Genomic DNA, 19,670 nt, shown 5'->3' on the forward strand with positions numbered 1-19,670 from the left:
ACGCGCGCGGGCGTCATCCATGCAATTGGAAAAGGCTGATATGAAGGTTAGCCGCCCACACCGATGCGCGACAAGAGGGATGAGATCGGATCGCGTTCCTCTTCGGCCTCCACGACCGGCGGCGTCCAGCTGGCCGGGATACCGGCTTCCGGCGGGGCGTCCGCCATGAAAGCCCGGAAAATGGCGGCCGGCGGGCCGGACCCGGCCGCGCGGTCGGTGGGTGAGAAATCATCATTGCCGACCCAGACAGCTGCCGTCAGGCCGCCGGTATAGCCGGCAATCCAGGCATCGCGATTGTCATTCGTCGTGCCGGTCTTCGCCCCGGTCACCGTGCCCGGGACAGCCGCGAAGCGCGCCGTGCCGGAGCGCGCCGTCGTCTCCAGCAGGCGCCGCATCCAGGACAGGGTGCGTTGATCGAGCACGGTTTCCGCGGGCGGTGCCTCATATTGCCACAACACCTCACCCTCGACGGTTTCGATGCGCTCGATGGCATGGGAATGCGCGCGCAGCCCGCCATTGGCAAAGGCGGCATAGGCCGTCGCCAGTTCGATCGGCGTCACCTCGAACGCGCCCAGCGCCATCGACCGGTCAACGCGGATTTCGCTTTCAATGCCCAGACGGCGGGCAAGGGCGGCAATAAAGCCGTGCCCGGTTTCTTCCGCCACCCGCGCGGCGACCACATTGGAGGATTCTGAAAACGCGGTTTCCAGCGTCATCGGACCGGAATAGCGGCCATCGTAATTCGCGGGTGACCAATTGCCCCAGGACACCGGCATGTCGTCGCGCACATCTTCCGGGCGTAACCCGCCTTCAAACGCCGACGCATAGACAAAAACCTTGAACGCCGAGCCGGGCTGCCGCCGGGCATTGAGCGCACGGTTATAGGGGCTGGCGGCATAATCCACCCCGCCCACCATGGCCCGGATCGCCCCGTCTCCGGACAGGGCCACCAGGGCGGCCTGACCGGCGCCGCGGGCAGTGTCCGGATCGGTCATCACAGACCGTACGGCATTTTCCGCGGCGCGCTGGGCGTCAATGTCCAGCGTGGTGAAGACGATGATATCGGCTGCCCGGTCACCGGCCAGCGTGCGGGCCTCCTGCTCGATCGAATCGATGAAATATCCCGCGCCCGGCGTGGAGGCCGCGCGGGCGACGCGGATGGGAGTTTGCGCCGCCTCGATGCGCTCTGCCTCGGTGATGCGGCCGGTTTCATACATCAGATCCAGCACCACGGTGGCCCGCGCGGCGGCGCGTTGCAGATCATTGGCCGGCGAATAGCGGGAGGGGGCCTTCAACAGCCCGGCCAGCAGCGCCGCCTCTCCGAGCGAGACATGGCGTGCCGAGCGGCCGAAATAGCGCTGGGCGGCGGCTTCGACGCCATAGGCTCCGGCGCCGAAATAGACGCGGTCGAGATAAAGGGCGAGGATCTCGTCCTTGGAAAAACGCTGCTCCAGCTGCCAGGCCAGCACCATTTCCTGGATTTTCCGCACGAATGTCCGCTCCGGGGTCAGGAACAGATTCTTGGCCAGCTGCTGGCTGATGGTCGAGCCGCCCTGGACAACGCGGCCGGCGCGCAGATTGGCCAGCATGGCACGCGCCACGCCGCGCAGATCAATGCCGGAATGCTCGTAGAAGCGGCGGTCCTCGACGCTGAGCACCGCATTGACCAGATAGTCCGGCAACTCGTCCACCGATAACGAGACGCCGCGGCTGGCCCCGCGCCGCGAAATCACCTGTCCGTCGCGGTCGAGATAGACTTCGCCGCCGAGACGCGGCTGCGCCAGATCGATTTCCGAGACATTGGGCAGATCACGCGTAATCGCCACCAGAAAGGCGGACACGGCCAGAAAACCGATCACCGCCAGCGACAGGACCAGACGAATCCAGCCAAAGCCCGGACCGTTTCCACGCGCCGGTCTGCGCCGCGGGCTCTGACGCCGCCGCCAGGGGGCGGGGGGTTTTCTGTTATCGCTCAAGGAAGGTCTGGCTCCTGTCAGGACTCACCGTGATTATTCCTGCAAGCTTGATCGCCTGACGGCGTTAAGGCGGCGTGAATAAGGCAATTCATCATCTGCGCCCCTTGCGCGTCCGCCAGCCCTGCCCCACCATGGCTGCAGCTCCTTCAACAGGAGCTGAGAGGGGATTTCATGTTGAAGCGTATCAGCGTCATTCTTCTGGCAGCGTCCGGCGCGCTCGCCCTTTCGGGCTGCATCACACCTTATGAGGGCCGGCCCGCCACCTGCGAAGGCAATGGTCCGAGTGATCCGAACTGGCCCTATTGTTCGGGCGATCAGCCCGGCGGGGGAGAGCCTCCGGACTGGCCCTGAGGCCGGCGCTTTCATGAATGCGGGATGAGCAAGGTTTTCAGCTTTCGCTCAAGCGTCATCATGTTGTCTGGCTTCACCAACAGGGGAGGCAGGCATGTCCTTTTTACCAACGGAAATGGATCTGGTTCTGGTTTCGGCCGGCGCCGCGCTGATCATCGGCAGCGCCGTACGGTTATTCGGGTCGCGATGGCTGTTTGACAGCCTCCGGCATATCGTCGGCTTTGTCCTGCGCCGCCGCGGCGTCTCGACCGCCCTTCTCGGGGCGGCCGCCTCAACCGGACTGGCCGCGGCCAGCGCCCTTGGCGTCCAGCCGGTCGAAATGGGCGACGCCGTCAGCTGGTTCCAGTCGCAGGTTTCCGGCCTGACCGGGGCCGCGCAATGGCTGGAGGCGGCGCGCGATTAGGCACTCTGGTCGGCGTGGATGAACTCAAAGCCCATTCCGCCCCCGCCATAAACGCCATTGGCATAATGGTCGGCCTGATCATTGAACCAGTCGGTAAGGTGCTCGAACATCAGGGCGAAGAATTCCTCCAGCCGCTCTTCGCTGATCGGCAGGCGGAATGCGAAATTTCGCCCGCCGGCAATGGCCACATCCAGGTCCGGCCCTTCCTTCTCCGCTGACAATACGATGCGGATCCAGTCGCCGGTATGCGAAACCCGAACGGCCAGGCCGAACCCGATGGCCCCCAGGGGCAGAAAGCGCTGGCCGGAAACGGAAAAGGCACCGGACCCGTATTCCATCGGCGAGAAGGGCCCTTCGGGCGGCACCAGATGGACGCATTTCTTCTTGTCGCCGAGATATTTGCAGAAGCCGGTCGAGATCCGTTCGGCAAGGGAGCGGACAAGGGCGTAATTTTCCAGACTCGCCTCGCCATAGCGGCCTGCAGCCTGTGCCAGTGTGTCAAAACGTGTCGGCGTACTCATCTCTGCCTCCCATTCGTCATAAAGACAGGCTAACCTGTTGGCACAGGAATGGGGAGTGCCATCATGCGTATCGCAATTTTGCTGGTCAGCCTGGGCGTGATGGCCTGTACGCCGGGCCCGGATTCATCTTCGGAACAACCCGTGATATGGAATACACGCACGGGCGTTCAGCCCGCCGTCATTGCCCATCGCGGGGCCAGCGGCGATTTGCCGGAACACACGCTGGAAGCCTATGCGCTGGCGATTGAACAGGGCGCGGATGTCATTGAACCCGATCTTGTCGTCACCGCCGATGGTGTGCTTGTGGCGCGTCATGACGCCTATCTGTCGACCACGACAAATGTTGCGGACCATCCCGAATTTGCGGACCGCCAGCATGAATTCGGCGGACGCATGGACTGGTGGGTGTTTGATTTCACGCTGGAGGAGCTGCGCACGCTGCGCGCCATACAGCCCATTGCGACACGGGCCCAGGAATTCAACGGCCTGTTCAATATACCGACTTTCGAGGAAATCCTGACCCTGGTCGATGAGGCGGAGGCCGAATGCGCCTGCACCATCGGCCTCGAACCGGAAGTCAAACATCCCGCCGGGTTCGCCGCCGCCGGTCTCGATCCCCTGCCGCTCCTCAATCAGGCGCTGCGGGATCATGATCTGTTTTCCGCGGACGCGCCGGTCGTCGTACAGTCCTTTGATCCGCTTTTCCTGATCCGGATGGAGGCAACATCGCCCGTCCGTCTCGCCATGCTCTATTCCGCGCCGGACGAGCCGGGCGGCAATATGAACGGTTATCCGCTGCACGCCATCGCGCAGTTTGCCGACGCGCTCGGGGCGAACAAGGCCCTGCTGCTGGGCCCGGACGGCGCATCGACGGGATTGCTGGAAGAGGCCCATGCGCTGGGCCTGGATGTGCATGTCTGGACCGTGCGCGATGACCGGGACCCGCTGGTCGGCGACACGGTGGAGGATGAATTGCGCGCCCTCTATACGCTCGGCGTCGATGCCGTCTTCACCGATTTTCCGGCCACGCCGGTCGAGGTGCGTCAGGACATGGCGGAGCAATAGGTGCGCAAAAGAAAACGGCCGCCGGATGATCCGGCGGCCGCTTGCCTGTCCTGGAACCAGAACGGCGGCGTGATTACTCTGCGTATTGCAGGTTCACAGCCTTGGGTCCTTTGCCACGGCGATCGGGCTCGGTGTCGAAAGTGACACGTTGACCGTCTTCGAGACCTGGCAGACCCGATGCGTTGACCGCAGAGATGTGAACAAACACATCCGCGCCGCCCTCGTCCGGGGTGATAAAGCCGAAGCCTTTGCTGTGGTTAAAGAATTTGACCGTACCTTGGGCCATAATAGAGGACCTTCCTCGAGCGGTGCGTCCACCACATTAGCAATCATAGCCCAGCCGGCGTCCCGGCGGGGCGACGGACATGCTGTATCGGGGAAAGTCTGAAGTCTTAAGTGCCTGATGACTCAGGAAAGCAAATAGGACAGTCTGTGTTTCCGCCGGGCCTAAAAACAAGGCCGCCCGTGCAAGGCGGCTTATGCCTGAAAATGTATGACAACGCAATCAAAGTCTTTGTGAGGTCTCAAACCGGCATTGACCCGCGACTTTGCAGGACTGGCCAGTCCTGTGTTTTGAACCGGATGGAGGACAAATGAACCGCCGCAGGGATTTCCTCGACCGCACCTACAGGGCGCGGGAACGCAAGGCGAAACAGTCGCGCGATCTGATCAATCCGGCCGCCATGATGCGGCTGGCGGGGCTGGTGGCGGCGGTTCTGATCGGGATTGCCGTCTTCATCGGCTTTGATTCCGAACGGATGGAAGCCGGCTGGATGCAGAATTTTGCCAGTCTGGACGCCATCACCCGTCCGGTCCTGCTTGGCGGTTCGGTGCTGGAATGGGCGCTCATCCTCGTGATTGTGATCTATGCCGCCTGGGCGCTGTGGCGCTCGTCGCGGCCCGGGCCTCAGGACGAGGACGAGGCGGAGCCGCCATCTTCGCGGTGAGGCCCGGGATCAGAGCCCGCATCCGCCTCGCGCCGCGGGCGGGCGTCGATCATCCACAGGCCGGTAAAAATGGCCGCGTTCAGAAGCACACCGAGAATGGACCAGACAGACATACCATTATCATAGACCGTATCCGGAATACGGAAAACAGGGATCAGGCCGGCCGCAATGCCTCAGCTTCGGGGCGGAGCGGTATCGTTTGAATCCGGCCGCAAGACATCCCTCGGCGTGGTCTGGACAGTCCGGCGCTTGCGCGGCGGAATACCTGCCGGAATGCAGGCTTTCAGGCAGGAGATTCACATCGCCTCTCCCTAAACGCCGGCAAAGGGTATATGCCCCGCATCACATGTTCAAAGACAAGGATGGCCATCATGGGTTTGAAAGTTGCGGTTCTCGGTGCCACGGGCGCGGTCGGCAAGGAAATGCTGACCATTCTGGAAGAGCGCCTCTTCCCGGCCGACGAGATCTACGCCCTGGCCTCGCGCAAATCCATGGGCGTGGAAGTCTCCTATGGCGACCGCGACCTGAAGGTGAAGGACGCCGCCACTTTCGATTTCTCGAAGGTCGATCTGGTGCTGATGTCGGCGGGGGCGGATGTCGCGCGCGAATATGCGCCGAAAATCACCGCGGCCGGGGCGATGCTGGTGGACAATTCCTCGGCTTTCCGCATGGATGACGACGTACCGCTCGTCGTGCCGGAAGTGAATCCCGAGGCGCTCGACGGCGCGAAGACACGGCGCATCGTCGCCAATCCGAACTGCTCGACCATCCAGCTCGTCGTGGCCCTGAAACCGCTGCATGATCGGGCCGGCATCAACCGGATCTCGGTCTCGACCTATCAGTCGGTCTCCGGCGCGGGCCATGCGGCCATGGATGAGCTCTGGCGGCAGACGCGCGGCATTTTCGTCAATGATCCGGTAGAAAAGCATCAATTCACCAAGCAGATCGCCTTCAACGTCATCCCGCGCATTGGCGATCTGCTCAAAGGCGGCGTGACGACCGAAGAGCAGAAAATGGTCGATGAGACCCATAAAATGCTCGATCCGGCCATCCGCGTGGTGGCGACCTGCGTGCGGGTGCCCGTCTTTGTCGGCCACGGCCTGTCCGTGCACGCCGAATTCGGCAAGGCGATCAGCGCCAAGGAGGCGCGCGATCTGTTGCGCGAATCCCCGGGCCTGATGCTGATCGACAGCCGTGAGGATGATGGCTATGTCACGCCGGTGGAAAGCGTCGGCGAATTTGCCGTCTTCGTCTCCCGCGTGCGCGAGGACCCCAGCGTCGAGCACGGCCTTGCCTTCTGGGTGGTGGCCGACAATCTGCGCAAGGGTGCAGCCCTCAATGCCGTGCAGATCGCCGAAGCGCTCAATAATCGCGGCCTGATCTGAGGCTCACAAGGGCCAGATGATCAGCAGCATCGGAATGCTGACCGCGACCACCAGCACCTCGACCGGCAGGCCCAGCCGCCAGTAATCGCCGAAGCGGAACCCGCCGGGGCCGAGGATCAGCGTATTGTTCTGGTGACCGATAGGGGTCAGGAAGGCGCAGGAGGCCCCGATGGCCACGGCCATCAGGAAAGTGTCCGGATTGACCCCCAACGTGCCGGCAATGCCAAGGGCGATAGGGCAGAGCACGGCGGCGGTGGCGGCATTGTTCATCACGTCCGACAGGAACATGGTGGTCACCAGCACAACCGCCAGCGCGGCAATGGCATTGCCCTGCGCGACGGTCTCCACCAGAAACCGCGCCAGCACGTCGGCGGCACCCGTGACCTGCATTGCGCCCGCAAACGGGATCAGGGCCGCCAGAAGCACGATCACCGGCCAGTCAATCGTGGTATAGACCTGCCGCGGCGGAACCGTGCGCAGGAGCATTGACGCAATCACCCCCAGAACAAAGGCGGCCGCGGCCGGCAACAAACCGGCGGTGACGATGCCCACCGATCCCAGCATGATCGCGCCGGCGATGATCGCCATGCGCTTGTCGGGGATGCGCAATTCGCGTTCGCCCAGCGGCACACAGCCGGTGTCATTGATGAAGTCCGTCATGACCTCGGCCGGACCCTGCATCAATAACAGATCGCCCGATTTCAGCTTCAGCGTCCGCAGCCGCGCCTTAGGCGGGTGATCCTCGCGGGAAACCGCCAGCAGGTTCAGTCCGTAGCGCGTGCGCAGGCGCAAATCGGTGGCCGAACGGCCGACAATCGTGGACCCGGGCAGGACGGCCAGTTCGCGCAGCACGATATCCTCGTCGCGCTTCGCATCGTCCTCCTCGTCGTCGTCTTTCGCCGCCTCGGCTTTTACGGTGTCATCTACGGATCTGGCGGATTTCGCGGCCGTCTCCGCATCTGTTTCGCTGTCTTGCGAGGATGACCCCTCCTCTTCCAGCCGGATGCCGTAGACCGACAAGGCCTTGGCCAGCGTTTCGACATCGGCTTCCAGCACCAGAATATCGTCCGCGAGGATACGCCGTCCGCCATGGGGCGCGGTCATCCGCACCTCATTGCGGACCAGTCCGACGATTTGCGCCTCACTGTCCTCGATGCCGCGCTCAAAGGCGCGCAGGGTCTGGCCGACTGCCTTGCTGTCCTCCGGCACGCGCACCTCGGTCAGATAGGTGCCGGTGTCAAAACCCTCTGCCCCGGTCGTCTTGCGCGCGGGTACCAGCCGCCATCCGGCCAGCACGATGAAGACCACTCCAGCCAGGGCCACCGCCACTCCGACGGGCGCGAAATCGAACATGCCGAAATGTCCCAGACCGGCTTCGGCCCGGAAGCCCGAGACGATCAGATTGGGCGGTGTGCCGATCAGCGTCGTCATGCCGCCCAGAATGGTGCCGAAGGCCAGCGGCATCAGCACCTGCCCGGGCGTCATGTCCAGCCGTTTGGAAACCTGCAGGGCGACCGGCATCAGGAGCGCCATGGCGCCAACATTGTTCATGAAGCCCGACAACAGCGCGCCCAGCCCGATCAGCGCGCCCATGCTGACCAGAAGCCCGGCATTGTTTGGCAGCACGGTGCGCGCCAGCCAGTCGACGGCGCCGGTATTGTGCAATCCCTGGCTCAGGACCAGCACGCTGGCCACGGTAATCACCGCCGGATGGCCAAAGCCGGAAAAGGCCTCGGCCGTCGGCACCAGCCCGGCCACCACGCAGGCCATCAATGCGGCAAGCGCCACAATGTCATGCCGGACCCGGTCCCAGAGGAACAGACCCATCGTGGCGGCGAGGATCGCGAAGACAAGTATCTGGGGGAGGGTCATGGGCAGGGCTTCCGGGCTGACCGGCATACACGATCAGAACAAGGCCGTTTAATCAAAGCCTTTTTTGGCGTTAAGCGTCATTGGCAGGCCGGGCCATCACCGGGCTGGCGAGGTGCCGCCGCCCCTGAAACAGGGCGCGCAGAAATGTGATCCCCTGACCGCAATTTCCGGGTCGCCGGATCGGGCCGGGCCGCCTAAACAGCCTCTCCTGACCGGAGGCTGTGCATGCCTGATTCCGAGACTTCGACCGTCCGCGCCGCCTCTGCCGCCATCGCCTCCTATACGATCTGGGGGCTGTCGCCGGTTTTCTACAAGCTGCTCGGCTTTGCCGGGGCGGCGGAGATCGTGCTCCACCGCGCCGTCTGGTCGGTGCCGACCCTGGCGCTGGTCATCTGGCTGGCGCGCAGCTGGGGGACCGTGATTTCGGTCCTGACCCGGCCGAAAACGCTGGGCCTGCTGGTCTTTTCCGGCCTCCTGATCGCCGCCAACTGGTGGCTCTTCATCTATGCGGTCCAGGTCGACCGGGTGCTGGAAGTCTCGCTCGGCTATTACATCAACCCGTTGATGAATGTCGCCGTCGGCATCCTCGTCTTCCGCGAAAGCTTCGGCTGGTGGCGCGCCGCCGCCATCCTGCTGGCCGCCATCGGCGTCATCAACCAGATCATCGCCGTCGGCAGCCTGCCCCTGATCGCGCTGGCGCTGGCCGGCTCCTTCACGGTCTATGCCTATATCCGCAAGACGATTGCCGTGGACGGGCGGGTCGGCCTCTTTGTCGAGACGCTGGTCATCTTCCTGCCCTCGCTGATCGTCCTGACCTTCATCGAGACCTCGCCGGCAGGGCATTTCACCGACGGGTGGCTGCAGGCTTTCCTTTTGATCATGGCCGGACCGATGACGGTCGCCCCGCTCCTCCTCTTCATCATCGGCGCGCGCGGGCTGCACTTTGCAACCGTCGGCCTGTTGCAATTTATCGCGCCGAGCCTGCAATTTGCCGTCGCCGTCGCCTATGGTGAGCCGTTCACGGCGGCACATGCGCTGACCTTCGCCTTCATCTGGGCGGGGCTGGGCTGTTTCACCGTCTCCATGCTGCGCCGACGAAAGGTAATGCCCTCATGACCTCTTTTCCCGATCCGGTCCGTGTCAGAAGCCATGATATCGAATTGTCCGTCCATATCGGCGGGCCGGAGGACGGTCTGCCCCTCCTCCTGATCCATGGCTGGCCGGAGCTCGGCTATTCCTGGAAGCCGGTCTGGGAGCATCTGGTCAAGGCCGGCTTCCGGGTGATCGCACCCGACCTCAAGGGTTTCGGCGCCTCCGATGCGCCGGAGGATCCGGATCTTTACGGCATTGACGAAATGACGGCGGACCTGACCGGTCTGCTGGACACGCTGGGGATCGAAAAGGCCGTCTGGTGCGGCCATGACTGGGGCGGCATCATCATGTGGCAGGCCGCCTGCCTCAAACCGGAGCGCTTTCTCGGCGCGATCGGCGTCAACACCCCGCACCTGCCGCGCCCCTCCACCCCGCCTTCGGAGGCCTTCAAAATGATGGGCGGTGAGGATCACTACATTCTCCGCTTCCAGGACCCGGAGACGGTCCGCGAAGCATTTGAAGGCAGGGAGGAGGCCTTCTTCAACTACATCTTCGCCGCCCCGCCGCCCGCGGAGATGCTGGACAGGCTCTTTCCCGGCGTCACCCACATCATCCGGAATTTCAAAAAACACCCCGGCCGCCCGGAAACGGAGCTGGTCGTGCCGGCCGCCGATCGCAGCGTCTATGCAAAAGCCTATGCGAAAACCGGGGCGGTCACGCCCACCCATGTCTACCGCAATTTCGACCGCAACTGGGAGCGCATGGGCGGGGTCGATCACCGCCTGTCCCTGCCCTGCCTGATGATCGCGGCGGATGCCGATTTCATGCTGCCGCCCATGCTGATGCAATGGATGCCGGCCCTGTGTTCGGATCTCGAATCCCATGTTCTGGAAGGCTGCGGCCACTGGACGATGTGGGAAAAGCCCGATGAGCTCGCCGCCTTCATCGAGGAATGGGTGACAAGGCGGTTTGGGTGAAAGCTATGACCGTTTTCCTCCCCCGTTTACGGGGGAGGGGGACCGCGTAGCGGTGGAGGGGGCGGGATGATCTCCTGAGACCCTCCAATCAAGTCGGAGGGAAACGCCACAGAAAACCTCACCCTCGGGCACACGCTCAGTCTTTCTCCCCCTGCTTGCGGGGGGAGTGGCCTCCACGGGTCCGACCTTTGGTCGGCCCGAGGACAGGCTCCAGGACGAGGGGGGCTGGCCCCCTCCGTCAGCTTCGCTGCCACCTCCCCCGTGAACGGGGGAGGAAAACAACGCCTCGAAGCACGCAAATCGTCACAAACACCCGTAAACCGCATTGATCAGCTTCACCGCGCGCGGATCACCGGCGAGGTGGAAGCTGAGCTGGCAGGGCGTATAGCTGCCGGAGAGGTGGCGCACCGGATCGGCAAAACCGCACGATCCACCCATGCCGTAATGACCGATACTGGCGGTCTCCGGCCCGTAAAATCCGTTGGTCGTATTGCGCATCACGCCCATGCCGAGCGACAGCTCAAAGGGCAGAACCCGGTCGGGTCCGCGCACCTGTTCAGCCATGAGTTCGGCGATTGTCTCAGGCGAGACAATCTGGTCCCCGCCGAGCCGGCCTTCATTGGCGTAAAGCCCCATCAGCGTGGCGATGGACCGGGCATTGCCATGACCATTGGCGGCGGGAAATTCGGCCTTGCGCCATTCGACTGCACCGCGGCGGCCGGGGCTGGACCAGGGCTTGAGGAAGGCGAGCTTTGTTACGTCATTGATCTCGCCCAGATCGGGCGCTTTGGGAGGCAGGCGGTGCTCGGCGGTGCGCGCATGCTCGCTTTCCGGCGTGCCGATGAAAAAATCGATGCCGCGCGGACCGGCGATTTCGTCTTTCAGGATATCGCCAATCGAGCGGCCATCAGTGCGCCGGGCAATGGCATCAGCGATGAAGCCATAGACGAGCGGGCTGTAGCCGGAGCCTTGCCCCGGTGGCCAGAGCGGAGCCTGGGCGGCAATGCGCGCCTCGATAAAGTCTCGGTCAAACCAGTCGCTGGCTTCCATCGGTTCGATGAGTCCCGGCAGGCCCGCCTGATGCGAGAGCGCTTGCGCAATGGTGATCTCGCCCTTGCCCGCCTGCGCGAAAGCCGGCCAGTGATCGGCGACGCGGTCGCGGAAGGCAAAATGACCCTGATCCTTCAGCCAGCCCATAACGAGAGCGGTAATCGCCTTGCTGGTCGAGAAGACCGGCACAATCGTCTCCCTTGCCCATTCGGCCTCGTGCTTCTTGCTGGTCCATCCGCCCCAGAGATCGACAAGCGGCTTGCCATCCATTTCAATGGCGAAGGCGGCGCCGATTTCATCCGCGCCCTCCCACAGCGAGGCAAAGACCTCGCGGACGGGTTCAAGGCCGGGCGCCGTATAGCCACTGATATCGGGTGTGTCGGTCATGGCGGTTTGCTAGTCCTTCAGCGGGTGCAGATCAATCCTGGCGTCAGGGTGAAGGGAATGCTGGCGTGCAGAAATGTCCGGCAATTCAAACGCTGTCCCGTCACGGGCTTTCAGGACGGTATCGAGCGTATTGCGGGCGGCCGTCTCGAACGCCTCGCCCGGGCGCGTGCCGGTCACCAGTCCGGCCAGTAATTCCGCGGTGAAAAGATCACCGGTGCCATTGGGCGGCGCCTCCAGCTCGGCATGACTCGCCAGCGCCGCTTCGCCCTGGGCATGATAGGCCGTGCCGAAACGGCCGCCAAACCGCGCCGAAGTCATGAAGGTGACGGGAGATAGCGCGCCGGCAGCCGCGATGAAATCCTCCGCCGTCGTGATTTCCCGCCCGCCCAGCCAGCCCAGCTCGAACGCGTTCGGGGTGATGATATCCGCCAGCGGCAGCAGAAGATCGCGGATCGCCGCGGCCACCGCTTCCGGCACATAGAGCGTCCCGTCATCGCCGATGATCGGATCGATAACGATGAGGGGGTGAGGCGACGCCGTGCGGATTTCCTGAATCGCGACCGCGGCGATCTCCACCTGCTCCACGCTGGCAAAATAGCCGGTCAGAACCGCATCAAACTGCCCGAACAGGCCGTGCGCGGCGACACCTTCTAGCATCGAGCCGAATTGTTCGGCCGGCACCGCCCCGCCACCCGGCGCGCCATGGCCGGGATGACGGCCCAGAAGCACGGTGGGCACAAACACCGTGTCGATGCCGCGCGCCTCCAGCGCCGACACCGCCACGCGCCCGCCCACGCGGCTGCCTGCAACAAGAGAAGAGAGAATCAGGACGTGCGGCATTTCCCCATGTTATAGGCAGATTCATGACTGACCAGATGCCGATTCGACCGGTCCGCTCCGCCCTTTTCGTGCCGGGATCGCGGCCGCGCGCCATTGAAAAGGCCACCGGGCTGGGCGCGGACATGCTGATCCTCGATCTCGAGGATGCGGCAGGTCCTGACGAGAAAATCGAAGCCCGCGGCCGCGTCTCTGAGGCTCTGGAGCAATGGTCCGGCAGCGGCGCGATCCGCGCGGTGCGCGTCAATGCCATCGGCTCCGGCCTGGAGGGTGGGGATATCGCTGCCGCATGTGAGGCCGATGCCATCGTCCTGCCCAAGGTGGAAACCATAGCCAATCTGCAGGCCGCACGCCTTCTGATCCCTGACGGCCCGCCCCTGTGGGCGATGATCGAGACCCCGAAAGCCCTGTTTTACCTGCGCGAGATCGGCGAGGCCGCCGCCCTTCTGGGCCTGGCCGGGCTGATCGCCGGGACCAATGACCTCGCCAAGACGATGAAAGCCAAGGCCCGCGAAGCGCTGATCCCGCATCTCGCCGCCATTCTGGCTGCGGGCCGGGCCTGGGACCTTGTCCCGCTGGATGGCGTCTATAACGCCTATACAGATGAGGCCGGCTTCATGGCCGAGGCGCGCGCCGGAAAGGCGCTGGGCTTTGCCGGCAAGACGCTGATCCATCCCTCGCAGGTGGCCGGTGCCAATACCGCTTTCGGGCCGGATGCGGACGAGATCGCCCGCGCCCGCCGCCTGGTGGCGGCTTTCGCCCTGCCGGAGAACGCGGGCAAGGGCGCCATTCCCTTTGAAGGCACAATGGCCGAGCGCCTGCATCTGGCCGAGGCCGAAGCCATGCTGAAACAGGTTGAGGACCAGGATGACACTTGAAATCTGGCACAATCCCCGCTGCACAAAATCCCGCGAAACCCTGGCGCTGTTACGCCAGAAGGGCGTTGAGCCGCATGTGCGCGAATATCTGGAGGATGTCCCGTCCGTGGACGAGCTGAAGGCCGTGCTCAAAAAACTGGGCTTTGCCTCGGCCCGCGACTGGATGCGCACCGGGGAGGCCGATTACCGGGCGCTGGACCTCAAGCATGTCAAGGACGAGACAAAACTGCTCGAAGCCATGGCCGCACACCCCAAGCTGATCGAGCGCCCGGTGGTGATCCATGGCGAGCGGGCGGCGCTGGGCCGGCCGCCGGAAAAGGTTCTGGAAATTCTCTGAGCCCGCCGGGCTGAACCCGAAACCCCGGATAGCGGCAAGGGCATAAAAACAAAAAGCCCGCCGGTGAGGGCGGGCTTTTCTATTCTGTTATCCGCAACTGCGGAACAGCGCGGCGGTACCGGAAAACCTATTCGGCTTTCTTCTCGCGGCCGTTTTCCATATTGCGGCCGGTCGTGCGCTCGGCGATGCGGGCGGACTTGCCGCGGCGATTGCGCAGATAATACAGCTTGGCGCGGCGCACCGTACCCCGGCGGACAACCTCGACCTGCTCGACATTCGGCGAGTAGAGCGGGAAGACGCGCTCGACACCTTCACCGAAGGAAATCTTGCGGACGGTGAAGCTCTCCTGCAGGCCGGCACCGGAGCGGCCGAGGCAGACGCCTTCAAACACCTGGATCCGCTCGCGCTCGCCCTCTTTGATGCGGACATGCACTTTCAGCGTATCGCCCTGATCGAAGTCCGGATGGGTTTTCTCGCCGATCACCCGTGCAGCTTCGTCTTTTTCAATCTTCTCGATGAGGTTCATCGCTTGTCTCCTTGCCGGCGGATGTGGCGTTCCCACAAATCCGGACGTCGCTCCTGCGTCACTTTCTCCGCCATTTCCCGGCGCCAGCTGGCCACGCGGCCATGATCACCAGACAACAGCACTTCCGGGATCTCCTCCCCCTCCCACACGCGCGGACGCGTATATTGGGGGTATTCGAGGAGATCACCCTCGAAACTTTCCTCCTCGGCCGAGGCCGGATCCCCCAAAACCCCGGGGATCAGACGCACGCACGCCTCGATGAGGCAGAGCGCGGCCGCTTCGCCGCCGGCGAGAACCGCGTCACCGACGCTGATCTCTTCCAGCTGCCGCGTCTTGATGACCCTTTCGTCAAGGCCTTCAAAACGCCCGCAAAACACCACAAGGCCGGGGCCCGCGGCCAGCTCCCTTGCGCGGGATTGGCTGAACGGACGGCCCCGTGGCGTCAGATAGATCCGCGGCCGTTCCTCTTCAAAAGAGGCGTCCACCGCATCAATTGCCGCTGCCGCCACATCCGGGCGCAAGACCATTCCGGCCCCGCCGCCAGCAGGCGTGTCGTCAACGGAGGCGTGCTTATGACGGGAAAATTTCCGGATGTCCACCGTTTCTAGCGCCCATAAACCCTTCTTTTGCGCAGCCCCGATCAGGGAGACGCCGAGAGGCCCCGGAAAGGCCTCCGGAAAGAGGGTGAGAACGCTGGCGGTGAACATGGTGCGCGGCGTTTAGCAGAGGGCGGTGAGCTTGGCGAGTCGGGGGTGTTAGGGCACTCCGGCCGTGCTCATCATTTCTGGTGGCAGGGTGACCTTGTCTTCGCCGACATCAAGAATGCCCAGCATCATTCGAGCGATACAGGCTCGCTGGTTCTCCCGGGGCGTGGTCAAATCATGCGTCGCGACATTCAGCCGCTCATCGGCATTGGCAGAACCGATTGTGTATGACCGGACCTCAGGACCAGCCTGCAGTCCGCCATGATGTGGATACAGCAACATGACCTGCTCGGCTTCGTAGAGCTGGCTGTAAGCCATCAATTGATAGACATCTGACTGGCTGATGCCCAGCTTGGGATCCTGGCTCTGCGGAAACAGCCGCTTCCACTTGGTATCGATGACCAGCCTGATCTGACGGCCCTGAGACACCAGAATGTCCGGCCGGGTCTGGAACCGGCCTTTTTCGCCCTCGTAGAGACAATTCCGCAAGCCGCCCTGGGACGCCACCCGATACCCTGTTCCAGCCAGCGCACGTTTCAGCAAACGGGCAATATAGGCTTCGAATAGCATGTTCATTTCGAACAACAGCGCGTGCCCATCAACCAGACCCGACTGTGTCTGCTGATACCGGTCCGTCAGGAAAAGCCGGGCGAAGGAGAGCAGATCACGCCAGCGCTCATTGGTTCGGTCAATGACAATCCTGTCCCACCGCAGCGCCGCAGCGGAAACGGCTGTTACGTCCGAATAGATGAAGCTCAATTCCCGCAGGATTTTCGCCGTATCTGGAGACTGGCTCAGCCGGGAGAGTTTGGTCACAACCGCCTTCATCACCTGATTGAGCGCGTGGTCCGGCGAAAGATCATCAAAAGTGCAGGCTAGGATCTGCGGCGAGGCGGCCAGCCGCGAGAACTGCCGGGTGATATCGAGCCGTCCCCGCATCGCAGGCAATTCATCTTGATGTTCTAGATATTGGCGCGGCATGCCCCGGCGGACGGCGTCCATCAACTTCCGGCCAAACAACCGGATCAGAATTTCCAGCACAGTGTCGCGTTGCCAGCCCAGCTTCGCGACAGGCCCGGACTCAACCGGCAAGTCATAAACCACAGCCAGCATGTGAATCAGCCGCTCGCGAAGAACCGAATCTGCGACTTCGCTTTCGCCGCCGCTCTCGATCTTCGGCAGGATTTCCAGCTGGCATCCGGGCGCCGAAATAACGCCGACAACCCCTTTGGCCCGCAGGGATTTCCGACCGTGGTCCAGTACGCCCGTGCCGCTTTTCCCGGCAAAGCCCGATTGCCGCGCTGCAGCCGCCAGCCGGTCGGCCTGTGTTTCGGGGATCGTGGCATCATCGTCGCCATAACCGATCCGCTGCCACTCACGAACAGTGCGGCGGATCATGAGTCGTCCAGTCCGGAATAGTCAAAACCCTCCGCCTCCGGGCGGATCGACCATCTGAATTGCGGAGAGGCATCAACGTCCTCAAATCCGGGCGGCGGATGGAGGATGATCCGGTTCAGAAATCCGCCCCGGATTTCGTTTTCACCCGGTTCCAGATCGCCCAGCACAGCGGCGATCTTTGACCAGTCCTCGAAGAAATACTCGGCAAGCAGCGGAATCACCTTGTGCCGCATGACGCCATCGACCTCCGCCCGCGACCGGCATCCGGTGAAATAGGCATGCCCGATCTGATGTTCGCGATCATAAAGGTATTCAATCCTGGCATTCAGGGTTTCGAGAATGACGGGCAAATTCCGACCACATGCCTCTGCAGCTTCGTCCAGAATCGACGGGTCCGGCATCATTTCTCTGAAGGTGAACCGCCGCCGGAGCGCGGTGTCCAGCAGAGCAATTGACCGGTCCGCCGTATTCATCGTGCCAATGATATGAAGGTTGGAAGGCACCCCGAATGGCTGTTCCGAATATGGTAGGCGAACCCTAAGGGCATTGGGTTGGCCGAGGCGTTTGTCAGCCTCCAGCAGGGTGATCAGCTCGCCGAACACTTTCGAGATGTTTGCGCGATTGATCTCGTCAATGATTAGCACAAAGGGTTCGGGTTCGGATGAAACGCCATCCTCGCGCTGGCTGTTGATATAGCGCTCCAGAGCGGCAGTGTTCAGCCGTCCGGCCTTTAGACTGTGAATGGTCGACTGGGTGAAATTGGTGTCGTGAATTTCAGTGGCGGGAACACCTTCACGGTCAACCCAAAGCCAGTTTACGGGCCTGCGATGCGCATACCCGCCTTCTTCCCGGGGCCGGAACTGGTAATCGCCTGTGATCTCTCCAATCGCCCGGAAATAGTGATTGCCTTTTGATACAACGATCAGGTCGCCTTCGGCCATTTCGTTCCGGAAAGTTGCCGGCATTCGAACCGCGCCAGAGCTGTTATTGTTTGCTTCGAATTCCGGGGCCTGCTCCTTGACCGCTTTCATGATCTCGTGGCGGTCGGCGTATTTTTCGTCCGTCCAGTCGATATCGGCATACCCCAGAATGGTGCAGCCCTCATCGATGGCTTCCTCGAAAAGGTGCGCGTTATCAGGATTGCTCGCCTCACCGATCGACATTTTGAAAACCCGCCTGCCTTCGAGCGTTATCGCGTCGGCACCCAGCCGCCGTCCGCGACTGGACTCCGCCCGCCTCGCAATCCGTCTGAATATGCCGGGCTTGGTCTCCAGCCTGAATCCGGACGCGTTGGTCTCCTCGCCTTCACTTGATCCGGTTTCGGGCCGGCGGCCTTCGACAAAATCCTCGTAGGACATGGACTGGTGGAAAGTCACAAACTCGATGCGACCGGCTTTGACCAGCTCCTGATAGGCCTCCATCACCGCCTCGCGGTCATCGGGCACATCCACCCCGCAAAGGCGCAAGGCCTCAGCGGCGGTCGCATAGGTCTTTCCGGTTCCGGGCGGGCCGTAAAGAATGAGGTTTTCGGGACGGGTCGTCATGTCGTTCTCCCGCGCTTGTTCAAGAGACAAGGCGTCTTCCGGTTTGAGTCCGGCGCTGAAATGCTGGTGAGAGGCGATCCAGAGAAAGCCCTGGATGTCCAGCCAGTCCTGGGGATCCCAGCCCCAATCATCGCGCATGATTTCAAACAGCTGCGCAAAAACGGATCGGAAGCGCTGATAGTCTGTGGCCATGTTTCGCAGGCCGCCGGAAAACAGCTTATTTCCTGTCAGGAAGCGCCATGCCCAATCAAAACGGGTCACCTTGACCGGAGCGGCCTCCATGGGGCGGACCATGGCAAGAGCCGAGAAAAGAATATTGACCCGTTCGCCTTGCGTGATGTGGCGGCCGCCTTTCGTCTCAAGCCCTCCGAGGGCCTCAAAGGCCATCTGTAGCGAGTCGCCAGCGTCCTCTTGCGACCGCACAAGCTGCCCGATGATGCGGTGGAATTCGCCGAGCTGGTCCGGCCCCGCCTTGGCGACCGAATCTTCAGTTTGCCAGCGGACAAACGGACTGTCCTTGCCGGCAGTTTTCATAATCTCGAAAACCTGTTTGCCGAGGTCTTCATCATCCGGCGCTTCGGCCAGAACGGCCTGCACACGGTCCATCGCGGCAAGTTTGTAGGCTTTCTCGCCGCGCGCCCAACCCTCTCCGGGATTGGTGAAACTCTTGAAATCCGGGCTCTCCGCCAGAAAGGCGCGCCGCATCTTTTCGAGGGCTGCACGGTCAATGACATCCGCGGCCAGATTGAACCGGAATACCGTCGCGGAGCTCTGATCCTTGCCCAAGCGTTCCGGTTCCGGGATTTGCGCGATATCCTGAAATTTTCTACCGGCCAGCGCCTGACAGATATTTGGCCAGGCCTCATTCAGGCCCAGCGCGCTGTTGACTTCGCTGACCCTCACTTCGGCCTCGCGCTCGCCGCGTAGCCGCGCCGGCGTGATGATGTCATCGAGCACATACTGGCGAATCCGGTCGGCATCTTTCAGACGCCCCGGCGGATCGCCGGCCAGAAAGCGGCCATACTGCGCCAGCCAGCTCGACCAACTGGTCAATCGGCCGACCGGTTTTTCCGATTCCCGCATCAGAATCTGGAAATCGTGGCCGCCCGATTTGAAATCATCCCGCAGGGCCTTCAGGCGTTGCCGCAAGCTTTCAAATTCGTCGGCCTGCCATGCCTCCCCCAGGTCGGCGTAGGAAAATCCCAAGGCATCAAGATTTTTCTCGATCGTGCGCACCGCATAGATACGGGTGCGCGCGGCTTTCGGCGCAATGCCTCTGCGGTCCAACCATTCCCTGAAGCCGTCTTCTCTCATGTCTCTGGGCTCACGAAGTGCTAAATTCGTCGGCGATTTTAGACGAGAGAATGAAGTTGTCTCTTATTAGTGCGCGAAAAGTGTGTTCCCGCCTTAGTTCAATCAT

General features: G+C 62.6%; 20 protein-coding genes. 9 read left to right on the forward strand and 11 right to left on the reverse strand.

What is annotated here, in order from left to right; translation table 11 throughout:
• Positions 1-47 precede the first annotated feature (47 nt).
• Positions 48-1,976: a transglycosylase domain-containing protein gene (locus DBR16_RS11965; protein WP_233347805.1), complete on the reverse strand. Its 1,929-nt coding sequence runs from the start codon at positions 1,974-1,976 to the stop codon at positions 48-50.
• Positions 1,977-2,147: 171 nt separating this feature from the next.
• Here DBR16_RS11965 and DBR16_RS11970 point away from each other — a divergent pair, with 171 nt between their 5' ends.
• The gene (locus DBR16_RS11970; RefSeq protein ID WP_109261466.1) at positions 2,148-2,327 is read left to right on the forward strand and encodes a hypothetical protein; all 180 of its coding nucleotides are present in this window, start codon (positions 2,148-2,150) and stop codon (positions 2,325-2,327) included.
• Positions 2,328-2,421: 94 nt separating this feature from the next.
• Positions 2,422-2,730, forward strand: coding sequence for a hypothetical protein (locus DBR16_RS11975; RefSeq protein ID WP_109261467.1), 309 nt, complete (start codon positions 2,422-2,424; stop codon positions 2,728-2,730).
• Here the strand turns inward: DBR16_RS11975 and DBR16_RS11980 are convergent.
• Positions 2,727-3,251, reverse strand: a complete 525-nt coding sequence (locus DBR16_RS11980) for a hypothetical protein (RefSeq protein WP_109261468.1) — start codon at positions 3,249-3,251, stop codon at positions 2,727-2,729. The two genes, DBR16_RS11975 and DBR16_RS11980, sit on opposite strands and share 4 nt — an antisense overlap.
• Positions 3,252-3,314: 63 nt before the next feature.
• Here DBR16_RS11980 and DBR16_RS11985 point away from each other — a divergent pair, with 63 nt between their 5' ends.
• A complete protein-coding gene (locus DBR16_RS11985) occupies positions 3,315-4,316 on the forward strand; it encodes a glycerophosphodiester phosphodiesterase family protein (RefSeq protein ID WP_233347807.1) in 1,002 nt (333 codons plus the stop codon).
• A gap of 73 nt (positions 4,317-4,389) precedes the next feature.
• On the opposite strand, the gene DBR16_RS11990 is transcribed toward DBR16_RS11985, so the two are convergent.
• Positions 4,390-4,602, reverse strand: a complete 213-nt coding sequence (locus DBR16_RS11990; protein ID WP_109261469.1) for a cold-shock protein — start codon at positions 4,600-4,602, stop codon at positions 4,390-4,392.
• Between the two features lie 307 nt (positions 4,603-4,909).
• Here DBR16_RS11990 and DBR16_RS11995 point away from each other — a divergent pair, with 307 nt between their 5' ends.
• The gene (locus tag DBR16_RS11995) at positions 4,910-5,263 is read left to right on the forward strand and encodes a hypothetical protein (protein ID WP_109261470.1); all 354 of its coding nucleotides are present in this window, start codon (positions 4,910-4,912) and stop codon (positions 5,261-5,263) included.
• On the opposite strand, the gene DBR16_RS14025 is transcribed toward DBR16_RS11995, so the two are convergent.
• Positions 5,224-5,376, reverse strand: coding sequence for a hypothetical protein (locus tag DBR16_RS14025; protein ID WP_161539502.1), 153 nt, complete (start codon positions 5,374-5,376; stop codon positions 5,224-5,226). The genes DBR16_RS11995 and DBR16_RS14025 overlap by 40 nt on opposite strands.
• 258 nt (positions 5,377-5,634) lie before the next feature.
• On the opposite strand from DBR16_RS14025, the gene DBR16_RS12000 reads away from it, so the two are divergent.
• On the forward strand, positions 5,635-6,648 hold the full coding sequence (locus DBR16_RS12000; protein ID WP_109261867.1) for an aspartate-semialdehyde dehydrogenase: 1,014 nt from the start codon (positions 5,635-5,637) through the stop codon (positions 6,646-6,648).
• 3 nt (positions 6,649-6,651) lie between these two features.
• On the opposite strand, the gene DBR16_RS12005 is transcribed toward DBR16_RS12000, so the two are convergent.
• Positions 6,652-8,520, reverse strand: coding sequence for an SLC13 family permease (locus DBR16_RS12005; RefSeq protein ID WP_109261868.1), 1,869 nt, complete (start codon positions 8,518-8,520; stop codon positions 6,652-6,654).
• Positions 8,521-8,745: 225 nt separating this feature from the next.
• Here DBR16_RS12005 and rarD point away from each other — a divergent pair, with 225 nt between their 5' ends.
• Together rarD and DBR16_RS12015 are read left to right on the forward strand one after the other, a co-directional pair.
• The gene (gene rarD / locus DBR16_RS12010; RefSeq protein WP_109261471.1) at positions 8,746-9,636 is read left to right on the forward strand and encodes an EamA family transporter RarD; all 891 of its coding nucleotides are present in this window, start codon (positions 8,746-8,748) and stop codon (positions 9,634-9,636) included.
• Entirely contained in the window at positions 9,633-10,589 is a 957-nt protein-coding gene (locus DBR16_RS12015) for an alpha/beta fold hydrolase (protein ID WP_109261472.1), read from the forward strand. The genes rarD and DBR16_RS12015 overlap by 4 nt, the downstream gene beginning before the upstream one ends.
• A 303-nt stretch (positions 10,590-10,892) precedes the next feature.
• On the opposite strand, the gene DBR16_RS12020 is transcribed toward DBR16_RS12015, so the two are convergent.
• Positions 10,893-12,026 (reverse strand): serine hydrolase domain-containing protein, encoded by a 1,134-nt coding sequence (locus DBR16_RS12020; RefSeq protein WP_109261473.1) that lies wholly within the window; start codon positions 12,024-12,026, stop codon positions 10,893-10,895.
• Between the two features lie 9 nt (positions 12,027-12,035).
• Entirely contained in the window at positions 12,036-12,866 is an 831-nt protein-coding gene (locus DBR16_RS12025) for a PfkB family carbohydrate kinase (RefSeq protein WP_109261474.1), read from the reverse strand.
• A gap of 35 nt (positions 12,867-12,901) precedes the next feature.
• Here DBR16_RS12025 and DBR16_RS12030 point away from each other — a divergent pair, with 35 nt between their 5' ends.
• Positions 12,902-13,741, forward strand: coding sequence for an HpcH/HpaI aldolase/citrate lyase family protein (locus DBR16_RS12030; protein ID WP_233347809.1), 840 nt, complete (start codon positions 12,902-12,904; stop codon positions 13,739-13,741).
• A complete protein-coding gene (gene arsC, locus DBR16_RS12035; RefSeq protein ID WP_109261476.1) occupies positions 13,731-14,078 on the forward strand; it encodes an arsenate reductase (glutaredoxin) in 348 nt (115 codons plus the stop codon). Before DBR16_RS12030 ends, arsC begins: the two co-directional genes overlap by 11 nt.
• A gap of 127 nt (positions 14,079-14,205) precedes the next feature.
• Here arsC and rplS read toward each other — a convergent pair whose 3' ends face one another.
• From rplS to DBR16_RS12055, 4 genes are read right to left on the reverse strand one after another with little or no spacing between them, the layout of a single operon-like run.
• Positions 14,206-14,604 (reverse strand): 50S ribosomal protein L19, encoded by a 399-nt coding sequence (gene rplS / locus DBR16_RS12040; protein WP_109261477.1) that lies wholly within the window; start codon positions 14,602-14,604, stop codon positions 14,206-14,208.
• On the reverse strand, positions 14,601-15,311 hold the full coding sequence (trmD, locus tag DBR16_RS12045) for a tRNA (guanosine(37)-N1)-methyltransferase TrmD (protein ID WP_109261478.1): 711 nt from the start codon (positions 15,309-15,311) through the stop codon (positions 14,601-14,603). Before trmD ends, rplS begins: the two co-directional genes overlap by 4 nt.
• A gap of 48 nt (positions 15,312-15,359) precedes the next feature.
• On the reverse strand, positions 15,360-16,706 hold the full coding sequence (locus DBR16_RS12050) for an McrC family protein (protein ID WP_109261479.1): 1,347 nt from the start codon (positions 16,704-16,706) through the stop codon (positions 15,360-15,362).
• Positions 16,703-19,564 carry an AAA family ATPase gene (locus DBR16_RS12055; protein WP_233347811.1) on the reverse strand — a complete coding sequence of 954 codons (2,862 nt, stop codon included), beginning with the start codon at positions 19,562-19,564 and terminating at the stop codon, positions 16,703-16,705. The genes DBR16_RS12050 and DBR16_RS12055 overlap by 4 nt, the downstream gene beginning before the upstream one ends.
• Between the last annotated feature and the right edge of the window lie 106 nt (positions 19,565-19,670).

It is taken from the genome of Hyphobacterium indicum, from assembly GCF_003129605.1.
Classification (GTDB): Bacteria; Pseudomonadota; Alphaproteobacteria; order Caulobacterales; family Maricaulaceae; genus Hyphobacterium; species Hyphobacterium indicum.

What these genes read in the sequence shown, in the direction of transcription:
- DBR16_RS12050 (WP_109261479.1), bottom strand. Translation starts at nt 16,706, where the DNA reads ATGATCCGCCGCACTGTTCGTGAGTGGCAGCGGATCGGTTATGGCGAC.
- DBR16_RS11980 (WP_109261468.1), bottom strand. Translation starts at nt 3,251, where the DNA reads ATGAGTACGCCGACACGTTTTGACACACTGGCACAGGCTGCAGGCCGC.
- arsC (WP_109261476.1), top strand. Translation starts at nt 13,731, where the DNA reads ATGACACTTGAAATCTGGCACAATCCCCGCTGCACAAAATCCCGCGAA.
- DBR16_RS12015 (WP_109261472.1), top strand. Translation starts at nt 9,633, where the DNA reads ATGACCTCTTTTCCCGATCCGGTCCGTGTCAGAAGCCATGATATCGAA.
- DBR16_RS11985 (WP_233347807.1), top strand. Translation starts at nt 3,315, where the DNA reads ATGCGTATCGCAATTTTGCTGGTCAGCCTGGGCGTGATGGCCTGTACG.
- DBR16_RS12025 (WP_109261474.1), bottom strand. Translation starts at nt 12,866, where the DNA reads ATGCCGCACGTCCTGATTCTCTCTTCTCTTGTTGCAGGCAGCCGCGTG.
- rplS (WP_109261477.1), bottom strand. Translation starts at nt 14,604, where the DNA reads ATGAACCTCATCGAGAAGATTGAAAAAGACGAAGCTGCACGGGTGATC.
- DBR16_RS11975 (WP_109261467.1), top strand. Translation starts at nt 2,422, where the DNA reads ATGTCCTTTTTACCAACGGAAATGGATCTGGTTCTGGTTTCGGCCGGC.
- DBR16_RS11970 (WP_109261466.1), top strand. Translation starts at nt 2,148, where the DNA reads ATGTTGAAGCGTATCAGCGTCATTCTTCTGGCAGCGTCCGGCGCGCTC.
- rarD (WP_109261471.1), top strand. Translation starts at nt 8,746, where the DNA reads ATGCCTGATTCCGAGACTTCGACCGTCCGCGCCGCCTCTGCCGCCATC.
- DBR16_RS12020 (WP_109261473.1), bottom strand. Translation starts at nt 12,026, where the DNA reads ATGACCGACACACCCGATATCAGTGGCTATACGGCGCCCGGCCTTGAA.
- DBR16_RS12000 (WP_109261867.1), top strand. Translation starts at nt 5,635, where the DNA reads ATGGGTTTGAAAGTTGCGGTTCTCGGTGCCACGGGCGCGGTCGGCAAG.
- DBR16_RS12055 (WP_233347811.1), bottom strand. Translation starts at nt 19,564, where the DNA reads ATGAGAGAAGACGGCTTCAGGGAATGGTTGGACCGCAGAGGCATTGCG.
- DBR16_RS14025 (WP_161539502.1), bottom strand. Translation starts at nt 5,376, where the DNA reads ATGTCTGTCTGGTCCATTCTCGGTGTGCTTCTGAACGCGGCCATTTTT.
- DBR16_RS12005 (WP_109261868.1), bottom strand. Translation starts at nt 8,520, where the DNA reads ATGACCCTCCCCCAGATACTTGTCTTCGCGATCCTCGCCGCCACGATG.
- DBR16_RS12030 (WP_233347809.1), top strand. Translation starts at nt 12,902, where the DNA reads ATGCCGATTCGACCGGTCCGCTCCGCCCTTTTCGTGCCGGGATCGCGG.
- trmD (WP_109261478.1), bottom strand. Translation starts at nt 15,311, where the DNA reads ATGTTCACCGCCAGCGTTCTCACCCTCTTTCCGGAGGCCTTTCCGGGG.
- DBR16_RS11990 (WP_109261469.1), bottom strand. Translation starts at nt 4,602, where the DNA reads ATGGCCCAAGGTACGGTCAAATTCTTTAACCACAGCAAAGGCTTCGGC.
- DBR16_RS11995 (WP_109261470.1), top strand. Translation starts at nt 4,910, where the DNA reads ATGAACCGCCGCAGGGATTTCCTCGACCGCACCTACAGGGCGCGGGAA.